The following is a 21,922-nucleotide window of genomic DNA, read 5'->3' on the forward strand; positions in this document are numbered from 1 at the left end:
CTTTAATTGATTTAATTAATTAACTATACTTAACGATTAATTACTGTGAAACGTTCTTGTTGATGCTGTGGTTGCTCAATTTCATCTAAGGCCGCAACCGCCATCGTCCCCGCAGTAGTTTGCGAAACTTCCTGTTGGTTAACTAGCAACTCATCCTGACCTAATTGTAATTCAGTGGCCGCACCAGCAACAAAGTTAACTCCCGGTGAAATACCAACCCAATCAACATTATCAACCGTCCGTAAAAATTGTAATTCGGATAGTTGATTCTGTGGCACACTGATAAACGCCTGATTAGCTGGATCTTTTTCCATATCCCGCACAAATAAATGCTGATCTGAACCGGTTAATAAGCTACCAGCTCCTAAAATGAACACTAAGCGTGGTTTAGTTAATTGCCGGGTCTCAGCAATCAAGTGAGTGGCTAAATCAACATGTAGATAAGCTTGGTCTGGAGCACAAGCGAATGCATCAATCACGACATCATACTGCATTAAATCAGCTTGCATTAAAGCAAAGGCATCTTGTGCCACAATTTTCAAATTGACATTTTGCAAATCCTTAGCTAACTGCGCTAACTTAGCTTGGGTCCGGCTAATGGCAGTCACTTCATGTCCTCTAGTCAAAGCTTCTTGTACTAATGCAGATCCTGCCATACCCGTTGCACCAATAACTGCAATTTTCATCATTTTGCCTCCAATATTATTCTTACAATTAATATATCTAACAATATTTTAAACAAAAAAACAAATTTAATGCTCAGAAACTTGTCCGGTGACCAATAATAAATGGTACAAAGCACCATATAAATTCGCATCGTTCTGCAATTTACTAGTCATTACTTCTGGCATTGCTAAAGTTTGCTCAATAATAGGTAATTGCGTCCGTAAATTTTGCAATTCTTGTTGAATAGTGGTGGTAACAAGCGGTTGTGCAGAAATTCCACCACCAATGACAAAGCGTTGCACATCAATAACAGCTTGCATATTTAACAAGAGTAGCGCTACATTTTGACAATATTGCCGAAAAATAGTTGTAGCTCTGGTATCTTGCGCCTGAATAGCAGCAAACACTTGCCGACCATCAGTTAAATCAGCTAAGCCTAATTGTTGTGCAATGGTCTTAATCATCAAAACTGCCGAACAATTCTTGCCGCTTAAATTGTCCAAAGTAGCGGTCTGGTTTTGTAACATAAAGCTGATTTCACCAGCTTGAAAATGCTGCCCATAAAAAAGTTGATGATTTAAAACTAAGCCACTACCGATTCCGGAACCTAACACAATCGCTGCACCATTCGCTATGCCTTGTAAATTACCTAACCACATTTCTGCTAAAGCGGCGGCTTTCCCATCATTTTCGACAGTGATAACGACGCCCTCATCTACATGCAGCAATTGTGGCAGTGATTGCTGATCTAAAAAGCTTAGTAAACCTCCACCACTAATTTGCTCCGAGGGATGTGCTACTTTGCCCGGTACACTGAAAGCCACACCCTGATACTGACCTGCAAAATGATCCAATATAGATTGCAATTGCCGGATAAAAGCCTGCAAGTCAGTGGTCACGGTTGGAACGGTTGTTTGTTCATGCAGCTGGCCTGTTAAATCAATCAAACCGAATTTGAGATTGGTACCGCCAACATCAATACTTAAAAAATGTTTTTTCATTATTATTATTTATCCAAAAAATTTTGTAAACAATTGTTTGTAAATTTCTACAAATTGTAAATACATGGTCTGTGAAACATATTCATTATCTTGATGCGGATTATCATTACCGGGACCAAACATGACGTAATTAGCACCTGTTGGATGATCAAACAATAGCTTCGAAGCATCCGTCCCGCCAGAAATACCAACGGGAATGATTTTATCAGTTGCCAATTCCAAATTCATTAATTGGCTAGCTTGCTGTTTCTGTGCTAAATCAGCAGCACTCACAGCCTCTTGGTAATATTTCTTTTCAAATGGTACTGCAACTTGTTGAATTAGCTTGATGATTTTTGCATCTGGATTGCCCAAAATAGGAATAATATCCATATTAACATCCATGGAAATTTGCCCCGTGGTAGCCTGATTGTAATCAGCAATGACAGTTTTAATGGCTGTCAAAATTTCTTGGTTGGCCAATTCGGGAATCGTTCGAATATTTAACACTGCATAAGCAGAGCCCGGAATAGCATTATCTTGGCTACCACCATGAATTACATCAATATTAAAGACCGTATCTCCGAGCACTTCATTATGCGCCGCGGCCATCAAAGGCTTAACCTTTTGTTCAATCTGTTGCAAGACATTAATTAAATGTTCCACAGCATTATTACCAAACTGAGGCATTGAACTATGAGCCGCTTTACCAATTGAATTTAAATGGATATCTAATTCACCCTTGCTAGCATAAGGAGCCATATAACCCGATGGTTCCGCTACTAATAGAGTATCAACATCTTTCATATATCCCTGTTCAAATAAAACTTGTGCTCCCTGTTGACCAACCTCTTCACCAGCCGTGGCTAGTAAACGAATCGTCCCATTAATTGGTGTAGCACTTTCTTTAAGTTCAATTAAAGCAATCACCAAGGCTGCTAAACCAGCTTTCATATCAGTTGCACCCCGGCCGTACAACTTATCGCCTTTAGCAGTTAATTTAAATGGATCCGTCTGCCAATTATCTAATTCCACATCTACAACATCCATATGTCCAGTGATCGCTAAAACTGGCTTGCCGGAACCAATTTCAGCTACCAAGTTAGCCCGATCGCCAGCAACAGGAACCAATTGGCTGTCAATACCAGCTTTAGTTAATAATGATTGTAAATATTGAGCAACTTGCTTTTCGTGATCATTAACCGATTTAAAACTGATTAATTTTTCTAAAATAGCTAGTTTTTGTGTTTGATCCATAATAATTCCCCTTTAATCAAGATTGGCTTAATTATAACAAAGTTCAACGTAATTCGAATATTTTGGTTCAAAAAAAGAAGATTCGACAATTAACTTGTCTCCTCTTTCTTATTATGGCGTACTTTAAAATTGTTGTTGTAATGGCGGAACAATTTGCTTTTTCCGTGAAACAACTCCTGGTAAATGCATCTTACCTTGAGTTAACTTCTGATTAAAAGCAGCTTCTACTTTCGGCATTAGGGTTGTATCACCATTCACAATTAGCGTTGTATCACTATTTAAAACATTAGTAATGGCCAATAGAAATAGTGCATAACCATTTGCTTGACAACTAGTAGCCATGGCTTCATCAAACTCACTTTGCCGGGCCACTGCTTCTTCCATATCAACTACATTAACTTGCGCAATCCGAATAGCTTGACCACCCATTTCAAAGCTCTTAGCGTCAGCGTCAATTAATTCAGCTGCTGATTTATCCGCAATATTAGCTCCGGCCTTTAGCATTGTGATCCCATAAGTATGGTAATCCTCATGGGCTAACTGTGCTAAATCTTCAATTGCTTGCCGATCAGTATCAGTCGTAGTCGGTGAATTTAGCAACAAAGTGTCAGAGATAATAGCCGACATCATCAAACCAGCAATTTTTGCCGGAATTTCTACTCCCGCTTCATGATACATTTTCCATAAAATCGTATTCGTCGAACCTAATGGCTCGCCCCGATAATACAAGGGACCTGCTGTTTCAAAGTTAGCGATCCGATGATGGTCAACTACATGCGTCACTGTTACCTGGTCGATGTCACTAACGCTTTGTTGGGCTTCATTATGATCGACCAACATTACGCTTTCAACATCTGGTTTGGCTGTTGTGATCACTTTAGGTGCTGCTTGATCAAAATGAGCTAACACATATTTTGTTTCGTCATTCGGTTCGCCCAAAGCCACGGCTTGCGTATCTAAACCTAACTTATTTTGTAAATATGAATAAGAAATTGCTGCTGCAATTGCATCAGTATCTGGATTTTGGTGTCCAAAAATATATTCTTTTGCCACAATATCCCCTCCAAAATGGATTTAATTATCTTTATTATAATACGTAATTACCGCAATCAAACCTTTCGCACAAAATTTCTTAACAAAACAAAAAGGATTTATTTTTGCGCAGCGTCTTTTAACCGTTGCTCGTAGGTAACATCCGTCACATAATTATCCCAAGCTTTCAGGAAAGTTTCGATGCGTGGAATACTAGACTTTTCTTTACGATAAATAAAGTCTAATTCAAAATCAATTGCTGGTTCAATGTAATTTTTTTGTAACGTAATTTGGGCGTCATTAGCAATGACATAGCTTTCAGGAAAAGCTGCGTAAATCCCCTTTTGTTGAGCAAAATGTAAGATTTGATCTGGTGAAGAAAAACGTGCAATACAATGAGGCGGATCAACCAACTGATTCTTAAATTGTTCCCGCAATAATTCAGTTAAATAGTAATTGCTTGGATAACTCACCCATGACTTCACCGTGGTTTCCCTTAATTGTAAAATCCGGCCATCTTGCCATTGCGGATTATCATTGAGCAATACTAAATTTTCGCTCATAATTTTCTTGGTACTGTAAGGACGCCAATTTTTAATAGAATCATCAGGCAAATACATAATTGCCAAATCGATTTGGTTGTTTTCCAAACTGTCCCATAATTCTCGGCGTGTCAACAATAATGTCTCTAAAACAACATCTGGTTGTAAATCATTATAACGAATAATAAAATCTTCAATCACACTATCTTCAATCGTTGACAATAAACCAATTTTAATCGAACCGGTCGATGATAAGGTGGACTTTTGAATCTTATCAATTGCCGTTATCATTGTTCCATAAACTTCTTGGACTGATTTGAGTAAAATTCGTCCGGCATCAGTTAAATGAATTTGTTTGCCAACTGAATAAAATAAAGGCGTCCCAATGTTCCGCTCAATTTTCTTAATTTGTTGAGTTAAAGCTGGTTGGGTTATTCCTAGAGACCGTGCGGTCTTCGTATAATTCAGATTATCTGCTAACTTAGCAAAATAACTTAATGATTTAGAAGTAAATACCCGTGTAAAATCATCATTGCTAACAGTCATAAATCTACCTCACTTAGTCTTCATCAGCAAGCTGCTGTTGAATTATCTTTTTTGTTTTTATTATCGGTCCATTCTTTTCAACGTCAATTACAAATGAACCATTAGAATAACGATCAACTTTTGTAAAATCAGCTAATTTAAGTTGGTTCCAATAATGATTTTTAGTTTCAACTTCTAATATATCATTTTTAGCAAATAAAGAAACAAATTTTATGAAATGTGGACTTTTTTTTAATTTTCGTAAAACTAATACGCCTCTGCGGTCACGATTGGCCACAGGAATTTCGGTTAATTTCATTCTTTTAAAGGCACCCCGTTGCGTCAAAATGCCCACATCAAGCTGTTCCAATTCACTTTCAGCGTAAATTTCACAATTGACTACCACTTCATTAGCTTTGAGCTTGATTAATTTCACTCCGGCAGCTTTAGCTTTCACCACTGGAACTTCGGTCAAAGAAAAACGCAAGGCATACGCACTGTTAGTCCAACAGACCACTCCTGTAGCTACTGATTGAGCCTGATAAATAACATTAACCACTTGACTAGTCGTTGCATGCAACTTAATGGCCGTCAGTGGCTTGGTGCGATAAGTGCGACCAGGTAAAAGATCTTGAAAGTTAACTTGCTTAATATAGCTATCATTAGTTGCTAGAATAAAGTTACCCGTTTGCTTTAGATCGGTAAAAATAAAAGCCCGTAAAATAATTTCATCTTTTTGTAAAGTAAAAGTTTGCGATAAATGTTGACCAGTTTCTTTCCAACGCACATCGTCCAATTCATGAATCGGCCGATAAATTAAATTACCATAATTAGTAAATAAAAACAGATGATCAAGCGTTGAAGCTTCTTGATCTAAAACTATTACATCATCTTTTTGTAAACCATTATCAGTTAATTTTGAAGCTTGGTAGGAACGCAAACTACTACGTTTTAAATAACCTTGTTCGCTCACTAAAACCCGCACTGTTTCATTACCAACCATGACCCGGCGATCAATCTTCAATTCTTGGACTTGAGCTTGAATTTCCGTTAAACGTGGCGTCGCAAATTCTCGCTTGGTTTCTTCTAATTCCGTTTTAATGACGTGCAGTAAAGCCTGCGGCTGTTGAATAATTTCTTGAAATTGCGCAATCTTTGCTTGTAAATCAGCTTGCTCTTTTTGTAAAGATGAAACATCAGTATTAGTTAGACGATACAACTGTAAAGCCACAATCGCACTGGCTTGTTGCTCACTAAAATCATAAGCCGCCATTAAATTTTGTTGCGCATCATGTTTATTTTTACTGGCACGAATGGTCTGAATTACTTGATCTAAAATCGACAAGGCTTTAATTAAGCCATCAACAATATGCAAACGCCGTTGTGCTTTTTGTAAATCAAATTGCGTCCGCCGCAGTACAACTTCTTGTTGATGTTGAACATAAGCTTTTAAAATTGGTAATAGACCTAACTGCTGTGGTCGCATTCGTGAAATAGCCACCATATTAAAATTATAAGTGACTTGTAAATCCGTATTTTTATATAAATAATTTAAAACACCCTGACCGTCCACATCACGTTTTAATTCAATGACAATGGATAAACCGTGTCGGTCAGACTCATCACGCACTTCATCAATCCCGTCAATTTTTTTGAGCAAGCGCACTTCATCAATTTTTTTAACTAACTGCGCTTTATTAACTTCATACGGAATCTGGGTGACCACAATTTGACTACGATGGCCGTTTAAGGCTTCAATTTTTGTTTTGGAACGCAAAACCACGCGCCCCCGACCGGTTTCATAAGCCTGTTTAATACCATCGACTCCTTGTAAAATGCCGCCAGTGGGAAAATCTGGACCTTTTACATATTGCATGGCCTGTTCCAAGGTTAAAGCCGGATTATCAATTAAAGCAATCGTGGCATCAATTACTTCGCCCAAATTGTGTGGCGGAATTTCCGTGGCATAACCTGCCGAAATCCCAGTGGCTCCATTAACTAAAAGATTGGGGAATCGCGCTGGTAAAACCGTGGGTTCTTCTTGCGTATCGTCGAAGTTTAAAACCATATCAACAGTGTCTTTATCAATGTCTTGTAACATTTTTTGCGCAATTTTACTCAAACGCGCTTCAGTATAACGCATCGCTGCGGGAGGATCACCATCCATTGAACCGTTATTACCGTGCATTTCAATCAATGGTGCCCGCAATTTCCAGTTTTGGCTGAGCCGCACTAGGGCTTCATAAATGGAACTATCGCCGTGCGGATGAAAATTCCCCATAACATTACCAACCGATTTGGCCGATTTTTTAAAGGCTTTATCATAGGTATTATTATCAATATTCATCGCGTATAAAATACGCCGCTGGACAGGCTTTAAACCGTCACGCACATCTGGTAAAGCTCGTTCTTGAATAATATATTTCGAATAACGCCCGAAGCGATCACCCATGATTTCTTCTAAGGATAGTTCTTGAATTCGTGAATCTTTACTCAATTTGTTCACTCACCTTGCTTATGATTTAACTGCTTTTTCAAATCAGTCGTTGCAATTGCTGCTTGATTGGTGGAATCAATTAAACTCACATCATCTTCTAGATTAAATTTGACATTATTTTCAATCCATTGTCGTCTAGGAGCAACTTTATCCCCCATTAACGTGGTCACGCGCCGTTCGGCTAAGGCGGCATCATCAATCCGAACGCGCACTAATGTCCGGTTTTCTGGATCCATCGTAGTTTCCCACAACTGATCTGCATTCATCTCACCCAAACCTTTAAAGCGTTGTAAACTGTAGCCAGTACCGAACTGAGCAATACCTGCACGTAATTGCTCTTCTGTCCAAGCATATTCGATTTGTGTCTTAGCACCACGGCCTTTTTGTAACTTATACAGTGGTGGCAAAGCAATGTAAACTCGACCAGCTTCAATTAAAGGACGCATGTAGCGATAAAAGAACGTCAACAATAAAATTTGAATATGAGCACCATCAGTATCTGCATCAGTCATGATAATAATTTTGTCATAATTACTATCTGCTAAATTAAATTCCGGACCTACTCCCGCACCAATCGTATAAATCATTGTGTTAATTTCTTCGTTCTTAAAAATATCATCCAACTTGGCTTTTTGCGTATTTAACACTTTACCCCGTAATGGTAAGATGGCCTGAAACTTTCGATCACGGCCCTGTTTAGCAGAACCCCCAGCAGAATCTCCTTCGACTAAATAGAGTTCATTCTTTTGCGGATTGCGAGATTGTGCGGGTGTCAATTTACCAGATAGTAAACCTTGATCTTTTTTCTTCTTTTTGCCCCGACTATTTTCTCGGGCTTTGCGGGCAGCCTCGCGTGCTTGCCGTGCCTTTAAAGCTTTTTTGACTAAAGTTTGACCAAAATCACCATTTTCCAGTAAATAATATGTCATTTTTTCATAAATGAGATTATCTACGGCACTTCGTGCTTCCGGAGTCCCTAATTTACCCTTAGTCTGTCCTTCAAATTGTAACAAGTTTTCAGGAATACGGACAGACAAAACTGCACTCAGACCTTCGCGCACATCTGAACCTTCTAAATTCTTATCACTCTCTTTGAGTAATCCAACTTTTCGAGCATATTCATTAAAAGCTTTAGTTAAGCCCGATTTCATACCAGCTTCATGGCTACCACCATCACTGGTTCGAACATTATTGACAAATGATAAAATATTTTCTGAATAGCCATCATTATATTGACCGGCAAATTCGACTTCGATATCGTTTTTGGTATCTTCAAAGTAAAAAATATCTTTAATAACATCTTTACCTTCATTGAGGTATTTAACAAATGACTGAATCCCATCCGCATAACAATATTCTTCTTGGCGAATTGGTTGGACACGTTGATCAGTCAACGTAATTTTGACACCTTTTAACAAAAAAGCTGATTCGCGTAATCGTTCTGCCAAAGTATCAAAGTTAAATTTAGTCGTTTGAAAAATAGTGGCGTCCGGTAAAAAGGAAATTGTAGTTCCACTAGCTTGCTTGACATGACCCACTTTTTTCAAAGTACCAACGGGCTGACCGCCATTTTCAAACCGCTCTTCATAAGCCTCGTGTTCACGAACAACACGGACCTGCAACCATTGAGATAAAGCATTAACTACTGACGAACCAACACCATGCAAACCACCAGAAGTCTTATAACTATTATCAGAAAATTTACCACCCGCGTGTAAGACGGTTAAAATTACTTCAATGGTGGGAATCCCTGACTCATGCATTCCAGTGGGCATCCCCCGACCAAAATCCGCCACCGTTACCGAACCGTCTTGGTTCAACGTCACATTAATTTCTTGACCAAAACCGGCTAAGGCTTCATCCACTGCGTTGTCCACAATTTCATACACCAAATGATGTAATCCTCGAGCATCAGTCGAACCAATATACATGCCCGGTCTTTTGCGGACAGCTTGTAAACCATGTAAAATTTGAATCGATGAATCATCATAATTATTCGTCATAAAATCCTACTTTCAAAAAAGAACAGAATATTTTATTAGTTTGTATTAAAATAGACAAGACCGAGATAAAATCTTGTACGATTAAACCTAATATTATTTCATAGAGTGTGTTTGTAACTACGCTAAATTCTTCAGGACAACCGGGGATAGGCATAATGCATGCAGACTTTGTGCTATTCAGTAACCGCTAGTACTAGGTTACTCAATTAATCAACAGCTTTTATTTCGGCATTATTATTCATTATCCAACGGAGGTTTTACACTTGTTCTTAAAGGTCATAATCTGTTTTATTTTAGCATATTTAGTGGGCTCATTTCCGTCAGCTTATGTGCTAGGAAAAGTTTTTTTTCATCAAGATATTAGAGACAGCGGTAGTGGTAATATCGGTACTACCAATACGTTTCGGGTCTTTGGCGTCTTGCCAGGAATTACCGTTCTAGTATTAGACATTTTCAAAGGCACACTGGGAGCCAGTTTACCTGTCTTCTTTCAGGTTCCTGGTAAACAATGGATGATTGTCGTGGGCTTAGCTGCAGTTATCGGACACTGCTATTCTATTTTTATGCATTTTACTGGCGGTAAAGCAGTCGCTACAGCTTCAGGCATTTTACTAGCTTATAACCCACCCTTATTCGGCGTAGCTTTTAGTTTATTCGCCATTATCGTCTTAATAAGTAGTACTGTCAGTTTAGCCAGTTTGATTTCTCTACCCGTCTTAACCATTTTAATTTGGCGCACCCATGACCCTTATTTCTTATTTGCAGCTGTTTTAGTGACCATCGTCGTCTACGTGCGGCACTGGCCGAATATTAAACGGCTCATGCATCATGATGAAAATCTCGTCCACATCGGCTTAGTTTATTATTTACAAAAGCACCAGCAAAAAAAGACCAGATAAAATTCAGCAAAATATATTTTAACCAAAATTTGCGTTAATTCAATCTTTATTTTTGTTCGAACACATGTTCGTGCAAGGATATTATATCATATTTTAGATTTTGGCTACACTCTAAAAGAAGAACTTAAAGTTAATTCAACCTTAAGTCCTTCTTTTTTAATTACACTAATTATTATTAAAAATATAAAATTACTGGGGATCCTCAACATTAATGTTGGAGTTTTCGGGTAAAGTAATCACCAATCGCTTGGACGATAAATACTAAAATTAAAATCAAAACTAAAGAAACTAACGTCACATCATTTTGAAAACGTTGATAGCCAACAGCAATGGCCATATTACCTAAACCACCACCGCCAATAGCACCCGCCATCGCTGTTAAGCCAATTAAACTAATCATGGTTAAGGTGGCCGAACGAATCAACTCGGGTAAACCTTCTTTTAAATAAACCCGGTAAATAATTTCCCAAGGTGAACTGCCCATCGCTTGTGCCGCTTCAATAACTCCCGGATCAACATCAACCAACGCTAATTGAACTTGACGAGCAAAAAAAGGCGACGTACCGACAATTAAGGGCACTAAAGCACCTGTTGGGCCAATGGTTTGCCCGACGATTAATTTTGTGAATGGTCCAATCACTGCTAGTAGAACTACAAAAGGAATCGAACGAAACAAATTAACCAACTTATCTAAACAGTAATAAAATTTCTTATGCGGTAAAATTCCGTTGTCAGCAGTCACAACTAACGTTAAGCCTAATATTAAACCAAAGACGCCGGAAAACACGGCACTAATAAAAGTCATATATAAAGTTTGATAGATTGCAACAACAAAGCCATTATCGCCTGACCAGTTAGCGACCACATTGGGTAACCAGGTTTGTAAAAATGCATGCATTATTGTTCCTCCTCCTTGGGCAAGGTAATGGTTTTAACCGTGACCTGCAATTGTTTTAAATACGCTAAAGCGGCAGCAATATCGGCTGCTGAACCATTCAACTCTAAGAGCATAATTCCCACAGTGGTTCCCTGCAATTGTTCAATATTGCTAAACAAGATATTAGCTTCCACACCAAAGCGCTTATAAAGCTCAACGACAATCGGATCATTCGTTACTTCACCAAAATAATCTAATTCAATCAAGGAATTGGTTGAAGCTTTAAGTAGCCGTTGACTTTGAATTTCCTGGAGTACGGGGCCTAATTGCGTTGCTGAATCGACAAACTTTTGTGTTAAAGGCTGTTGTGGCCGCCCAAAAATCTGTAACACGCTTCCCTGCTCAATCAATTCTCCTTGATCCATGACAGCGACATGATTACAAATTTGTTTGATAGCTTCCATTTCGTGCGTAATCACCACAATCGTAATCTTGAGTTTTTGATTTAACGATTTTAATAAATTTAAAATTTCAGTCGTAGTTTCTGGATCTAAAGCACTCGTTGCTTCATCCGAAATTAAAATTTGGGGATCGTTCGCTAAAGCGCGGGCAATCGCTACTCGCTGCTTTTGACCACCAGACAATTGCGCGGGATAAGCGCTCGCTTTGTCTGCTAATCCAACTAATTCTAACAACTGATTCACTTTAGCTTGTCGTTCTTGTTTGGTCGCCTTAGTGTTCAGTAATGGAAACTCCACATTGCCAAACACCGTTCTGGAAGCCATCAAGTTAAAATGTTGAAAAATCATGCCAATTTTTTGACGTGCTAGGCGTAAAGCTTTCGGTTTATAACTCAAAAGATCATGTCCATTCACAAAAACTTCACCGCCAGTCGGTCGCTGCAATAAATTAATCACACGGACTAACGTACTTTTACCTGCACCGGAGTAGCCCATAATGCCAAACACATCACCACGTTCAACTTCTAAAGAAACGTGTTTCACAGCTTGAATGGTTTGTTCTTTGTTCTGAAATGTCACAGAAATATCTTTTAATTTAATAATTGGGGTTTGCTCGTCCATAATTGTCCTACAACTTGTCTAAAAATTGATTAAAAAATTCAATAAACTGTAAATAATCGGCAATCCGAATATTCTCATTAGGAGCATGAGGTCCCGAATGACTATAACCGACTCCACAATCAATAATCGGCGCCTTCGTGTAATGATTAATTAGATACATGGGCCCAGTACCGGCACTAGAAGGTAAGGCCACCACTTGATTTTCACCATAAACCGCTTTGGCGGTGGCAAGCAACTGTTCCACTAATGGATTTTGTAAATCCCAACGATAACCGCGTTCTCCCAAAAGATAAGTGACTGCAATATCTGCAAAGCCTTGTTCTTTCAGATAAGCGCTCAATTGCTGAAAGATTCGTTGAGGATCTTGGTTCGGCACCAAGCGAAATTCTAACTTAGCTTGGGCCGTGCAGGGCGTTACCGTTTTAACACCTTGGCCTTGCCACCCACTTTTGAAACCTTCAATATTAATGGTCGGTGCAAAAGTTAAATTATAATTAACGCTCGGATTTTTTAACAAGGGTAATTTTAAATCCCATTTCTGAGCAAGATCAGGAGTTGGTGCTTGAGCCACTAATTCTTGTTCCACTGCACTGGGAGCCACAACATCATCATAAAAGCCTGGCACTTTGATTGTCCCATCAGCTGCCCGTAAAGCATTTAAAGCAGCCACCAAGCGCCACGTGGCACTATCAGCCACAGCAGCTAATGATGAATGTAAATCACTAGCCGCGGAGTTAGCCGTTAATTCAAAACACAAAACTCCTTTGTTACCACCCTCAATACTAAACTGCTCATGATCATTCTTACTACCGGATTCCCATAAAACCAGATCCGCCGCTAATAAATCATGATACTTGTCTAAATAAGCAGCTAAATGTTCACTGGCAACTTCCTCTTCACCTTCCACTAAAAACTTAACATTGCACGGCCAATCACCATTTTCTTGGCGATACAACTTTAATGCAGTAATGCGGCTGATCAAATCACCTTTACAATCGGCTACACCACGGCCAAATAGTTGTTGATCAGTAATTTTTAATTCAAAAGGATCAGATTGCCATAATTCTAGCGGTTCCTCCGGTTGAACATCGTAGTGATTGTAAATTAAGATAGTCGTAGAACTCGGTTTTTGAGGCGTAATCTGGGCAAAAACTAATGGTGCTGGATAATCAGTCAACACTTGCACTTGAGCCGATAATTGTTCTTCAAATAAGTTTTTTAAAAAATTGGCTGTTTGCACTTGAGCCTGTTTTTTCGCAGAAACTGACGGTAACGCTATATAATCAGCTAACTGTTGCAATGAATCTTGAATCAATTGGTCTTGTAATTGCACCATAAAAATCGTCCTTTCTCATCTGATGATTTTAAAATTTAACTTTCCAAGCAGCAACAGCATTCGGACCATAAACCTTATGAACTTCTTTTAAGACTGCTTCACTTTGATAAGCTTTCACAATTTTTTGATACGTAGCATTATGCCGATCTTTCTTATTAGCAACAATCACGTTAATCCATGGCCGTGACTGTTTCGAAACTTTTTCCCGATAAATCAATTTCTTTTGACTCAATTTGGCGGCACTAGCCACATTACCATTGACTACCGCAATATCAACATCACTTAATGAATGCGCCGTCTGAGCAGCATCTAAAATTTGAAACTTCAAATGATGCGCATTGCTTACTACATTTTTGGTCGATGGCAACTGTGAACCGGTCGTTTTTAATTTAATCAATCCAGCAGCCTCTAGTAATTGCAAAGCCCGAGCTTCATTAGAACTATCATTGGGAATAGCGACTTTGGCACCGTCACTTAATTGACTCAATTTGGTTAACTTATTTGAGTAAATAGCCATTGGCTGAATCATCGTTTTACCAATTGCTACTAAATCACTATGATGCGCTTTATTCCAATTCTTTAAAAAATATTGATGTTGAAATGCATTAATATTTAATTCATTTTGTAATAAGGCCGTATTGGGCTGATTATAATCCGAAAATTCCACAATTTTTAAATTAATATTATCCTTTTTTACTTTTTTCTGAACAATCTTCCAAATTGGTGTATCGGCGTTATTAATTCCAACTTTGACAGTTTGTTCCTTGCTTTGTTGGCCACAACCAGCTACCAAGAAGAATAACGCTGCCACACCGCTCACTAATAAATACTTAATAATTTTTTGCCATTTTTTCATCATCAACACCCCATTAATTTTAATTTGAATTATAAAAACAAATAAAAAAAGTCGCTTCTCAAATCTCCTTACGAAGATTTATTAGAAGCGACTTTCGCCACGGTACCATTCTATTTTGGGTATGCAAAGATACTCAACTCAACAACATACAAAACATCTATATGCGTGTACAATAAAGAGTACCAACCATTGCCACCTTATTCCAAAAGAACTCAGTGCACCAATCACGGGTCATTTTCATTAGCTAACGGGCTTCCTTCTCAACTACTGGAAGTTTCTGTACGCGTTAGAACTAATTACTTCCCCCGATCAACTTGTTTTTATATTCATTGATAGAATCATATAATTATTTTAATTAAATGTCAACTAAAAAATTAAAAAAGATTAACCACTGTTAATACCATTCAAATTAGTAGTAGTAATAATAATACTAATGAATGTTTTATAGATCATCTAATTTACTGAACTTAGTTTTGAATTAAGTCATCAATTGAACTAACAGCCACACTAATATCTTCTTTCACTGAAATCTTTTTAAAGTTTGTTTCTGGCTTAAAATACTTATTTATAGTTCTATTTGTTGTTCCAAAACCTGTCATAAATTTGTTACTAATTAATAGCAAGTTTTCAACCGAACCAGCAATTTTTGAAAGAAAAGTTACCACAGGTATTGGTAAATCAGCATACCATAGCGGACTAATTAATATAAGTAAGTTCAAATCACCAACCTCTTCTAAAGGCTCTATGGATGGTAATTTTAATCCAAATATTTCTTTTTTTGCCCGTTGAGTTATCTTTGAATAATCTGATGAATATTGATTTGTTGGAACAATCTCAAACCTTGAAATGCCCGTTGCAAAAGAAATTTCTTGTGCTATTTTTTTATTTTTACCAGTATAAGAAAAATAAAATATTTTAGCCATATTTCTCTCCATCTTCAGAAGCTTATAATCTATAAGTTATCGTTAAAGAACATTTGTGCTTTTTTCACTGCCGCGTCAACAAACTGGGGCTTGTCATATAAGTCAACATGAGTAGCGCCATCTATGATAAATAGTTCTTTGTTCTCTGAAACAACTTTTTCTAAAAGTTCTTTAGAAAACCTTAAAGTATCCGCCTTACTACCCGCAATCAGCAAAATCGGTTGAGTTAAATATCTATCAACAAATGCGAACGTATCAAAATCGATCATCTTGTCAATAGACATCATAGAAACTTGATTTGTTGAACGCGGATGCTGTCCACGAGAAGTACGATAGTATTCATTAGCTTCAGTCAAAGTATCAGGCATATCATCAGTCGTTTCCTCAGGTACAAAATTACCATAGATTGGATCAGCTCCTGAAGCTTCACGCGTACGCTGCTTTGATACTTCATTTAAAAGGTCTAACTGAGATTCAATAGTCGCTGTCCCATCAAAACCATCACGAATCAATGAAGCAGGATCACTCATACTAGCAGTAGCAATTGCTTTAATTCTTCTATCGGTTAGCGCAGCATGTATTGAATATCCACCCCCAGCACAAACACCAAACTGTCCAATTCTATCATTATCTACAAAAGGTAATGTTGTTAAATAATCAATTGAAGACTTAATATCTTCCACCCTCTCGTAAGGACTTTCAAACTGTCGTGGTTTCCCTCCACTTTCTCCTTGATGTGATGTATCAAACGTTAAAACAATATAACCGAATTTTGCAAATCGAGAAGCATAGTTTGCTGCAATTTGCTCCTTAACAGCACCAGCTGGCGAAGCAACACTTATTGCGGGATATGCTTTATTATCGTCAAAGTCGTTTGGAAAATATAAGATACCTGCCATATTAATTTGGTTATTTTTAAAACTAATTGCTTTTTGCATAATATTATCTCCCCATTTTTTGATCTAAAGTTTTGACAACCTATAAAAAAACTAAAATAAACGAATAATCGTTCGCTTTTAACGAAGAAGAAAAGATGCTATTGCTTAATAGCATCCCATGCCATATCCACAAGTAATTCAATATTTTCCTCTGAAAAACTAAATTCTCCTCTAAAATAACGTTTTGCTAATTCTGTGATGGGCGTTTCAACATGTGAAAACAAAAGTTTATCATCAATATCCTTAAAAGTTCCTTCTTCACGTCCCTTTTTTACTAATTGATACATTGGAAAAAAATAGTCATCCTCTTCATCAAGGCCGATTTCTCTAATAATAGGAGAATTAACAAACTGTTGAAGAAACAGAAACGATTCTTTATTTTCTAATATATAGTCAATGTAGTTATGAATTAAAATACTAAGGCTATCCCTACAACTTTTTCCTTCAATATTAGCAAACATCTTCGCACTCATTTTCTGCTTAGTATCCAAATATAGCTTCTTGAACATATCATTTTTATTTTCAAAATAAATATAAATTGTTGACGGAGACAAGCCAGCATGCTTTGCAATCTTAGAAATAGAAGTTGAGGAAAATCCTTCTTTGTTTAAAAGTACAATAGTCGCTTGATAAATAGCTTCTTTTTTGTTGTCATCTTTATATCGCATAAGTCTATAATAAACGTTCATTCATTTTACATCAATAGATTTAATCTAATAAATTTAAATTCACAAATAACCTGAATCTATGGAAAATAATTTAATTGAACTACACCGGCACTAAAGTCCAAGCCTCTGGAAACAATTTGTCTTACAGCTTAGTAGCGGTTAATCGTGTGTTCAATCCTCAATCATAACTAAATATCTTCGTCTTATTATTGTATATGCTTGCTGAAATAATTTATTTATTATTGTTCAGCACGTACAGCTTTAAATTCATGATTAATTGGTAAAGTAATCTTGTCTGTTAAATTAGTTGGTAAAGTAAATTGCGTTAACGTTGGTGTGTCTTCAGGTTGTAAATATAACGTTTGCCGTTTGACATCATAACCAATCCAATAACCGGTATAATCACTGTTCGTACTACCTTCATGAACGTGTTCAATCCCCTTGGGAATCATGACGGTTTTAAATAAATTGTATAACTGCGTAATTCCTTGCTCCGAAGTAAATGGATCTAAAAAGTTGGCCAAGTAAGTGCCCCGAACAAATCTAGAAGGTGCCGTATAATCACCAGGCAAGCCTAATAACCCTGAGCCACTTTCAATTTGATTAACTTGCAATTTATCTGACAATTTGTTTTGGCCTAAATTATGATTAGTCAATTGTAAATAATTTCGTAAATTATCTACATGCCACGGATATTCCGGACTATTGGTCATCACACCAATCCCATCATAAATCTTAAAAGCCCCGTTCTTCACGGGTTCCAAAATTACACTGGCGCCACTGGGGTCACTGAACGTGTAGTGCATCGGCACGGGACCAGTAATTCCAGTTTGAGCCTGTTCCCAAGCTGGATATTGACTTTGTAATAAGCCCACGGTTTGAAAAGCGGTTTTAATTTCCGCCACACTACCAAAGTGACTTAACACGTACGCCACAATTTCTTCACCAATTAACGGTTTAAGACCTCGTTGTTGCAAACTGGCAGCACTCGCCCAACTACACTCTTCTAAATATTGGGCATCACCGACTACCCCTGCACTATTCATGCCATCATAGAAGAATAATGAGTTATTCATGCTAATACCCATAAAAGCATAGTTACTAGCCCAAGTTTCCGTTAACCCTGTTAATTGGCTACCTTTTGGATAAGCGGTGATTTGTGAATTAACACTCGCTTTAAACGGATCAAAAGTAAAATCCATCGTTCGGCCCCAAAAAACGTCACCGTTAGTTGCTTGAATACTAATATTGGTACACATATGATCATTCCCTTCTATTTTGTCGTTAGGTAGTAAATTGAACCTAACTTGCCTTTACATATAAGATACATTGTAACTCAATTTTTAAAATTTATAATCATTGGACCAAACAAAATTAAACCTTGCAATAGCTCCGACTATAAATGAATCTGGATAAAGTTGAACCAATAGTTGCTGACCCAGCACCTGATTACAGACAAAAATCCGTTTTCATAGTCAATTCAATGGGGGCATGGTCTTGACGCTGTTTGGTATCAATCACTTGAAAATCAGCCAATTGATCATCTAATTGTTGTGAGGTCAAATAATAATCAATGCGCCAGCCGGAATTATTAATCTTCGAAGTTTTGGACATTTGTGCCCACCATGTATAAACATCATGCACTTGGGGATTTAAATAGCGAAAAGTATCAGTAAAACCCGCAGCTAGTAATTCGTCAAATTTAGCACGCTCCTCATCAGTAAAACCCGCATGATGATGATTAGCTTGAGGATTTTTTAAATCAATTGCCTGATGGGCTACATTGTAATCACCAGAAGTAATGACTGGCTTTTGGCGCGCCAATTGTTGCAGATATTGACGATAATCATCATCCCAACTTTGACGGTCAGCTAAACGAGCCAATTGACTGCCTGAATTTGGCGTATAAACGGTCGAAACAAAACTATGTTCAAACTCTAAGGTAATAATTCGTCCTTCTTGATCCATTTCCCCTGGAGCCCCAATTTGGGGATAATCAACTGCTATGGGTTGCTCTTTACTCAACATCATGGTACCAGCATAACTCACCCGCCCCGTGCTCGAACGCGTATAAATTTGATAATCCGGAAATAATTCTTGCAAAGCTCGCTTTTGCTTAGGCGTCAAACCCGTCGGCTTCAATTTAGTTTCTTGAATGGCCAACACAGTTGGTTGGATTGCTGCTAAATGTTGTAACACCTCCCAAGTCATTAAGCCACGTTTGGATTGATGCGTGACAGCTGCATTAATACTATCAATATTCCAAGAAATAAATTTCATAGGACACTCCTTTGGTCATCTTTGATTTAATTGTAGACCATTGAAGATTGAATAGACAATTTATTGTGAAGTTAACTAAAAAATGCTCAGCAATCTTTGGCGATTGCTTGAGCATCATTATGATCTTCTCAGTGTTTATTACTTACTAGGTATTTTGGCAATTAATTGTTTGACGTCCGTTAATTTTGTTTGATAATCAGTGTCTTGTTCCGCTGGTAAATTCTTAATGGCTCGTAGAATTTCTTGTCCTGACAACAAAACCTTTTCCGTGGTAGCATCATCATTACTGATAAAAGAAATTGTCAAAAACAATTCTAAATTTTTGGTAGCATCTTCTTCATGAGCCAGTGCCTGATCAGCTAAACGTCTAATCCCCAAACAAATATTGCGCCGTTTTCTTTTGGTATTTTTCCGATCAGTATAATATGGCAACAATAATGCCACACAGACAGCTAAAAATTCAGAAATAGCAGCTAACCACTCTGATATTGGTCCAATTTCCATAAGTTAGATCTCCCCACAAATAAAATTCATTAATAACATTAAGATAATTTTTCATCCAACAAGCACATTTAGTTCAACAATTAGTCAATGAACCGGTTTTTCTGAAAGTACTGATGGATTTGTCTGTAACTTAAAATTATTAATCGCTTTTTAGTATAAAACTTAATAATTCGATAAGCAAGACGAATTCTAGCTTGTCGGTGACTGCGTCAAATAATTTAAAATGCGATATAACGCTTGTCGATTAGCCGCGGGAACGGGCTGAGCCATAATCTCAGCTGCTGACTGTTTTAACACAGAGTCTGTTAAGTAAGGATAATCATTAACTACTATTTCATGGACATTACTAGTCGTAGGCTCTAAATGAAACTGAAAACCCGCCACAAAATCTTGCCATAAAAAGCCTTGATTCGTTAAATGATGATTGGAAAATAACAATTGCGCTTGCGGTGGTAAGGTAAACATCTCTTCATGCCAATGTAATACGGATAATTGTGCGGGTAAGTTAGTGATGGCGGTACTTTGACGCCAAACATTCCCCCACCCCACTTCTTTGACAGGTGCTGTTAAGACAGAACCACCTAATACTTTAGCAATTTGCTGCGCACCAAAACAAATGCCTAACATCGGAACGCGCTTAGTAATTAAATCCGCAATCAATTGCCGCTCTTGTAAAATCCAAGGTAATTGATCATTAGGACTCATAGGCCCACCTAAAATAATCAATAAATCCGTCGTCTCAGCTGACGGCAAATGACCAAATTGATAGGGATGATAAATATAGACTTCATAGTGCTGCTCCGCTAACCAATCGGCAATCATGCCCGGCCCTTCATTAGGTGTATGCTGCAAAATATTAGCCCGCATAATAATCACTCTCCATAATTTAATACTGCTTAATTCTCAATATATCACACTAGTGACAATGGACAATTACTGATGTTCACCGGCCCGATGTCCATGATAATTACGCGGATGACCACCAGCCTGAACATAATGCTGTTGATAATAATTCTTCAAAGCCGTAATTTGCTGCGAATAATTAGTCCACGCGTGTTGACACCCTGTATACTGAGCTTGATTAACCAAAACTCGCCGCAAACGTGTGAGCGCCTGGTAAACCGGTTTGACATATACTAAAACCTGGTAGCCTCGTTTAATATACAAATTACGTTGTCTAATCTGATGAATTTGTTTAATGATTGCTGTGCCATCAGGATATTTTGGAATAACTAATTGTTGTAAGCGCTGAATTAATATTACTAAATTAGGTTGAGAATGAACAAACGATTCCTGCATAACTTGTTTTAATAAGCGCTTTTGAGCTGCCACAGTCAGATTTTGATAATCACGATAATGATTAAACCCCCGCTTTTGCCAACGCTTAATCTTAGAATCAATAACTTTAAACTCGGCTGGCGCCAATTGTTTAGATAACTTGGACTGGCATTGTCTTAAGTTTTTTTGAACCTGCCGCACTAATTGCTGTTCTAGTAATTGCTGTTCTTGGCGCTGTTGCAGTTGTTTTAAAAAGGGAACAAATAAAGGTTTTAACTGGCGGTAACCTGTCAACAAATGCAAAATTTTATCGTTATTATTAATCATCCTGTTCAATTCCTATTAATTTAATTTCCGTGCGCGGATAAAACTTTTCATTTAACTTTAACGCCTTAACGCCAACGATTCGGCTATCTCGCACCTTCAACCCCTTAAAAATGCTATCAAAAATTGCTTTTTGTAAATTATCAATATCCGGCGCCGTCTTCCGCATTAAACTCCGTACTTGCTTTTGATTTTTCGGAATAGCTAGGTAAAACATCACTTCTACCAAAATACCATATGGAGCATTGACAACCTGTTCAAAGTCCTTATTATACAAATCGTGATCTTGCAGATATTGCTGCACAGTCTGCATATAATCAAAATAGCGACTCGGATAATAAGTAATTGTATGATGTTGACCATTACTAGTAATTTGTTTAAAACGTGGCCTCGGCGTTGCCATGGGTGGATAAGGGATAATTGCTTGCCATTCACTCATTTCTCTTTTCTAACCT

21 protein-coding genes are annotated in these 21,922 nt (G+C 37.7%); 1 reads left to right on the top strand and 20 read right to left on the bottom strand.

The window, feature by feature from the left end:
• Positions 1 to 29 precede the first annotated feature (29 nt).
• The 7 genes from AC3B6Y_RS00555 to parE all read right to left on the bottom strand — a co-directional run bounded on the left by AC3B6Y_RS00555 (position 30) and on the right by parE (position 9,502).
• A complete protein-coding gene (locus AC3B6Y_RS00555; protein WP_489791136.1) occupies positions 30 to 686 on the bottom strand; it encodes an NAD(P)-dependent oxidoreductase in 657 nt (218 codons plus the stop codon).
• Positions 687 to 752: 66 nt separating this feature from the next.
• Positions 753 to 1,667, bottom strand: a complete 915-nt coding sequence (locus AC3B6Y_RS00560; protein ID WP_489769768.1) for an ROK family protein — start codon at positions 1,665 to 1,667, stop codon at positions 753 to 755.
• A 9-nt stretch (positions 1,668 to 1,676) separates the two neighbouring features.
• Positions 1,677 to 2,903, bottom strand: a complete 1,227-nt coding sequence (locus AC3B6Y_RS00565) for an ArgE/DapE family deacylase (protein WP_489769767.1) — start codon at positions 2,901 to 2,903, stop codon at positions 1,677 to 1,679.
• A 123-nt stretch (positions 2,904 to 3,026) separates the two neighbouring features.
• Positions 3,027 to 3,956, bottom strand: a complete 930-nt coding sequence (locus tag AC3B6Y_RS00570) for a manganese-dependent inorganic pyrophosphatase (RefSeq protein ID WP_489769766.1) — start codon at positions 3,954 to 3,956, stop codon at positions 3,027 to 3,029.
• Positions 3,957 to 4,054: 98 nt separating this feature from the next.
• Complete coding sequence (locus tag AC3B6Y_RS00575; RefSeq protein WP_489757951.1) at positions 4,055 to 5,023, bottom strand: LysR family transcriptional regulator; 969 nt, start codon at positions 5,021 to 5,023, stop codon at positions 4,055 to 4,057.
• A 13-nt stretch (positions 5,024 to 5,036) separates the two neighbouring features.
• A complete protein-coding gene (gene parC / locus AC3B6Y_RS00580) occupies positions 5,037 to 7,499 on the bottom strand; it encodes a DNA topoisomerase IV subunit A (RefSeq protein WP_489791137.1) in 2,463 nt (820 codons plus the stop codon).
• Positions 7,500 to 7,504: 5 nt separating this feature from the next.
• The gene (gene parE, locus AC3B6Y_RS00585; protein WP_489791138.1) at positions 7,505 to 9,502 is read right to left on the bottom strand and encodes a DNA topoisomerase IV subunit B; all 1,998 of its coding nucleotides are present in this window, start codon (positions 9,500 to 9,502) and stop codon (positions 7,505 to 7,507) included.
• 263 nt (positions 9,503 to 9,765) lie between these two features.
• On the opposite strand from parE, the gene plsY reads away from it, so the two are divergent.
• Entirely contained in the window at positions 9,766 to 10,401 is a 636-nt protein-coding gene (plsY, locus tag AC3B6Y_RS00590; RefSeq protein ID WP_489775409.1) for a glycerol-3-phosphate 1-O-acyltransferase PlsY, read from the top strand.
• A 208-nt stretch (positions 10,402 to 10,609) separates the two neighbouring features.
• Here the strand turns inward: plsY and AC3B6Y_RS00595 are convergent, their stop codons facing one another.
• From AC3B6Y_RS00595 to AC3B6Y_RS00655, 13 genes are all read right to left on the bottom strand, one after another.
• On the bottom strand, positions 10,610 to 11,299 hold the full coding sequence (locus AC3B6Y_RS00595) for a methionine ABC transporter permease (RefSeq protein WP_489757947.1): 690 nt from the start codon (positions 11,297 to 11,299) through the stop codon (positions 10,610 to 10,612).
• On the bottom strand, positions 11,299 to 12,360 hold the full coding sequence (locus AC3B6Y_RS00600; RefSeq protein WP_489791139.1) for a methionine ABC transporter ATP-binding protein: 1,062 nt from the start codon (positions 12,358 to 12,360) through the stop codon (positions 11,299 to 11,301). Before AC3B6Y_RS00600 ends, AC3B6Y_RS00595 begins: the two co-directional genes overlap by 1 nt.
• 7 nt (positions 12,361 to 12,367) lie before the next feature.
• On the bottom strand, positions 12,368 to 13,696 hold the full coding sequence (locus tag AC3B6Y_RS00605; protein ID WP_489757945.1) for a M20/M25/M40 family metallo-hydrolase: 1,329 nt from the start codon (positions 13,694 to 13,696) through the stop codon (positions 12,368 to 12,370).
• Positions 13,697 to 13,724: 28 nt separating this feature from the next.
• A complete protein-coding gene (locus tag AC3B6Y_RS00610) occupies positions 13,725 to 14,552 on the bottom strand; it encodes a MetQ/NlpA family ABC transporter substrate-binding protein (protein WP_489757944.1) in 828 nt (275 codons plus the stop codon).
• A 467-nt stretch (positions 14,553 to 15,019) separates the two neighbouring features.
• Positions 15,020 to 15,475, bottom strand: coding sequence for a flavodoxin family protein (locus tag AC3B6Y_RS00615; protein ID WP_489791140.1), 456 nt, complete (start codon positions 15,473 to 15,475; stop codon positions 15,020 to 15,022).
• Between the two features lie 29 nt (positions 15,476 to 15,504).
• Positions 15,505 to 16,413, bottom strand: a complete 909-nt coding sequence (locus AC3B6Y_RS00620) for an alpha/beta hydrolase (RefSeq protein ID WP_489791141.1) — start codon at positions 16,411 to 16,413, stop codon at positions 15,505 to 15,507.
• A 98-nt stretch (positions 16,414 to 16,511) separates the two neighbouring features.
• A complete protein-coding gene (locus AC3B6Y_RS00625) occupies positions 16,512 to 17,081 on the bottom strand; it encodes a TetR/AcrR family transcriptional regulator (RefSeq protein ID WP_489791142.1) in 570 nt (189 codons plus the stop codon).
• 239 nt (positions 17,082 to 17,320) lie between these two features.
• Positions 17,321 to 18,340 carry a choloylglycine hydrolase family protein gene (locus AC3B6Y_RS00630; protein WP_489791143.1) on the bottom strand — a complete coding sequence of 340 codons (1,020 nt, stop codon included), beginning with the start codon at positions 18,338 to 18,340 and terminating at the stop codon, positions 17,321 to 17,323.
• 190 nt (positions 18,341 to 18,530) lie between these two features.
• Entirely contained in the window at positions 18,531 to 19,361 is an 831-nt protein-coding gene (locus tag AC3B6Y_RS00635; RefSeq protein WP_489757939.1) for an exodeoxyribonuclease III, read from the bottom strand.
• Positions 19,362 to 19,499: 138 nt separating this feature from the next.
• Entirely contained in the window at positions 19,500 to 19,865 is a 366-nt protein-coding gene (locus AC3B6Y_RS00640; protein ID WP_489769755.1) for a hypothetical protein, read from the bottom strand.
• 189 nt (positions 19,866 to 20,054) lie between these two features.
• A complete protein-coding gene (locus AC3B6Y_RS00645) occupies positions 20,055 to 20,732 on the bottom strand; it encodes a type 1 glutamine amidotransferase (RefSeq protein WP_489791144.1) in 678 nt (225 codons plus the stop codon).
• 66 nt (positions 20,733 to 20,798) lie between these two features.
• Positions 20,799 to 21,470 (bottom strand): hypothetical protein, encoded by a 672-nt coding sequence (locus tag AC3B6Y_RS00650; protein ID WP_489791145.1) that lies wholly within the window; start codon positions 21,468 to 21,470, stop codon positions 20,799 to 20,801.
• Complete coding sequence (locus tag AC3B6Y_RS00655; RefSeq protein ID WP_489757935.1) at positions 21,463 to 21,906, bottom strand: RusA family crossover junction endodeoxyribonuclease; 444 nt, start codon at positions 21,904 to 21,906, stop codon at positions 21,463 to 21,465. Before AC3B6Y_RS00655 ends, AC3B6Y_RS00650 begins: the two co-directional genes overlap by 8 nt.
• Between the last annotated feature and the right edge of the window lie 16 nt (positions 21,907 to 21,922).

The organism is Bombilactobacillus sp. ESL1092 (genome assembly GCF_058107465.1).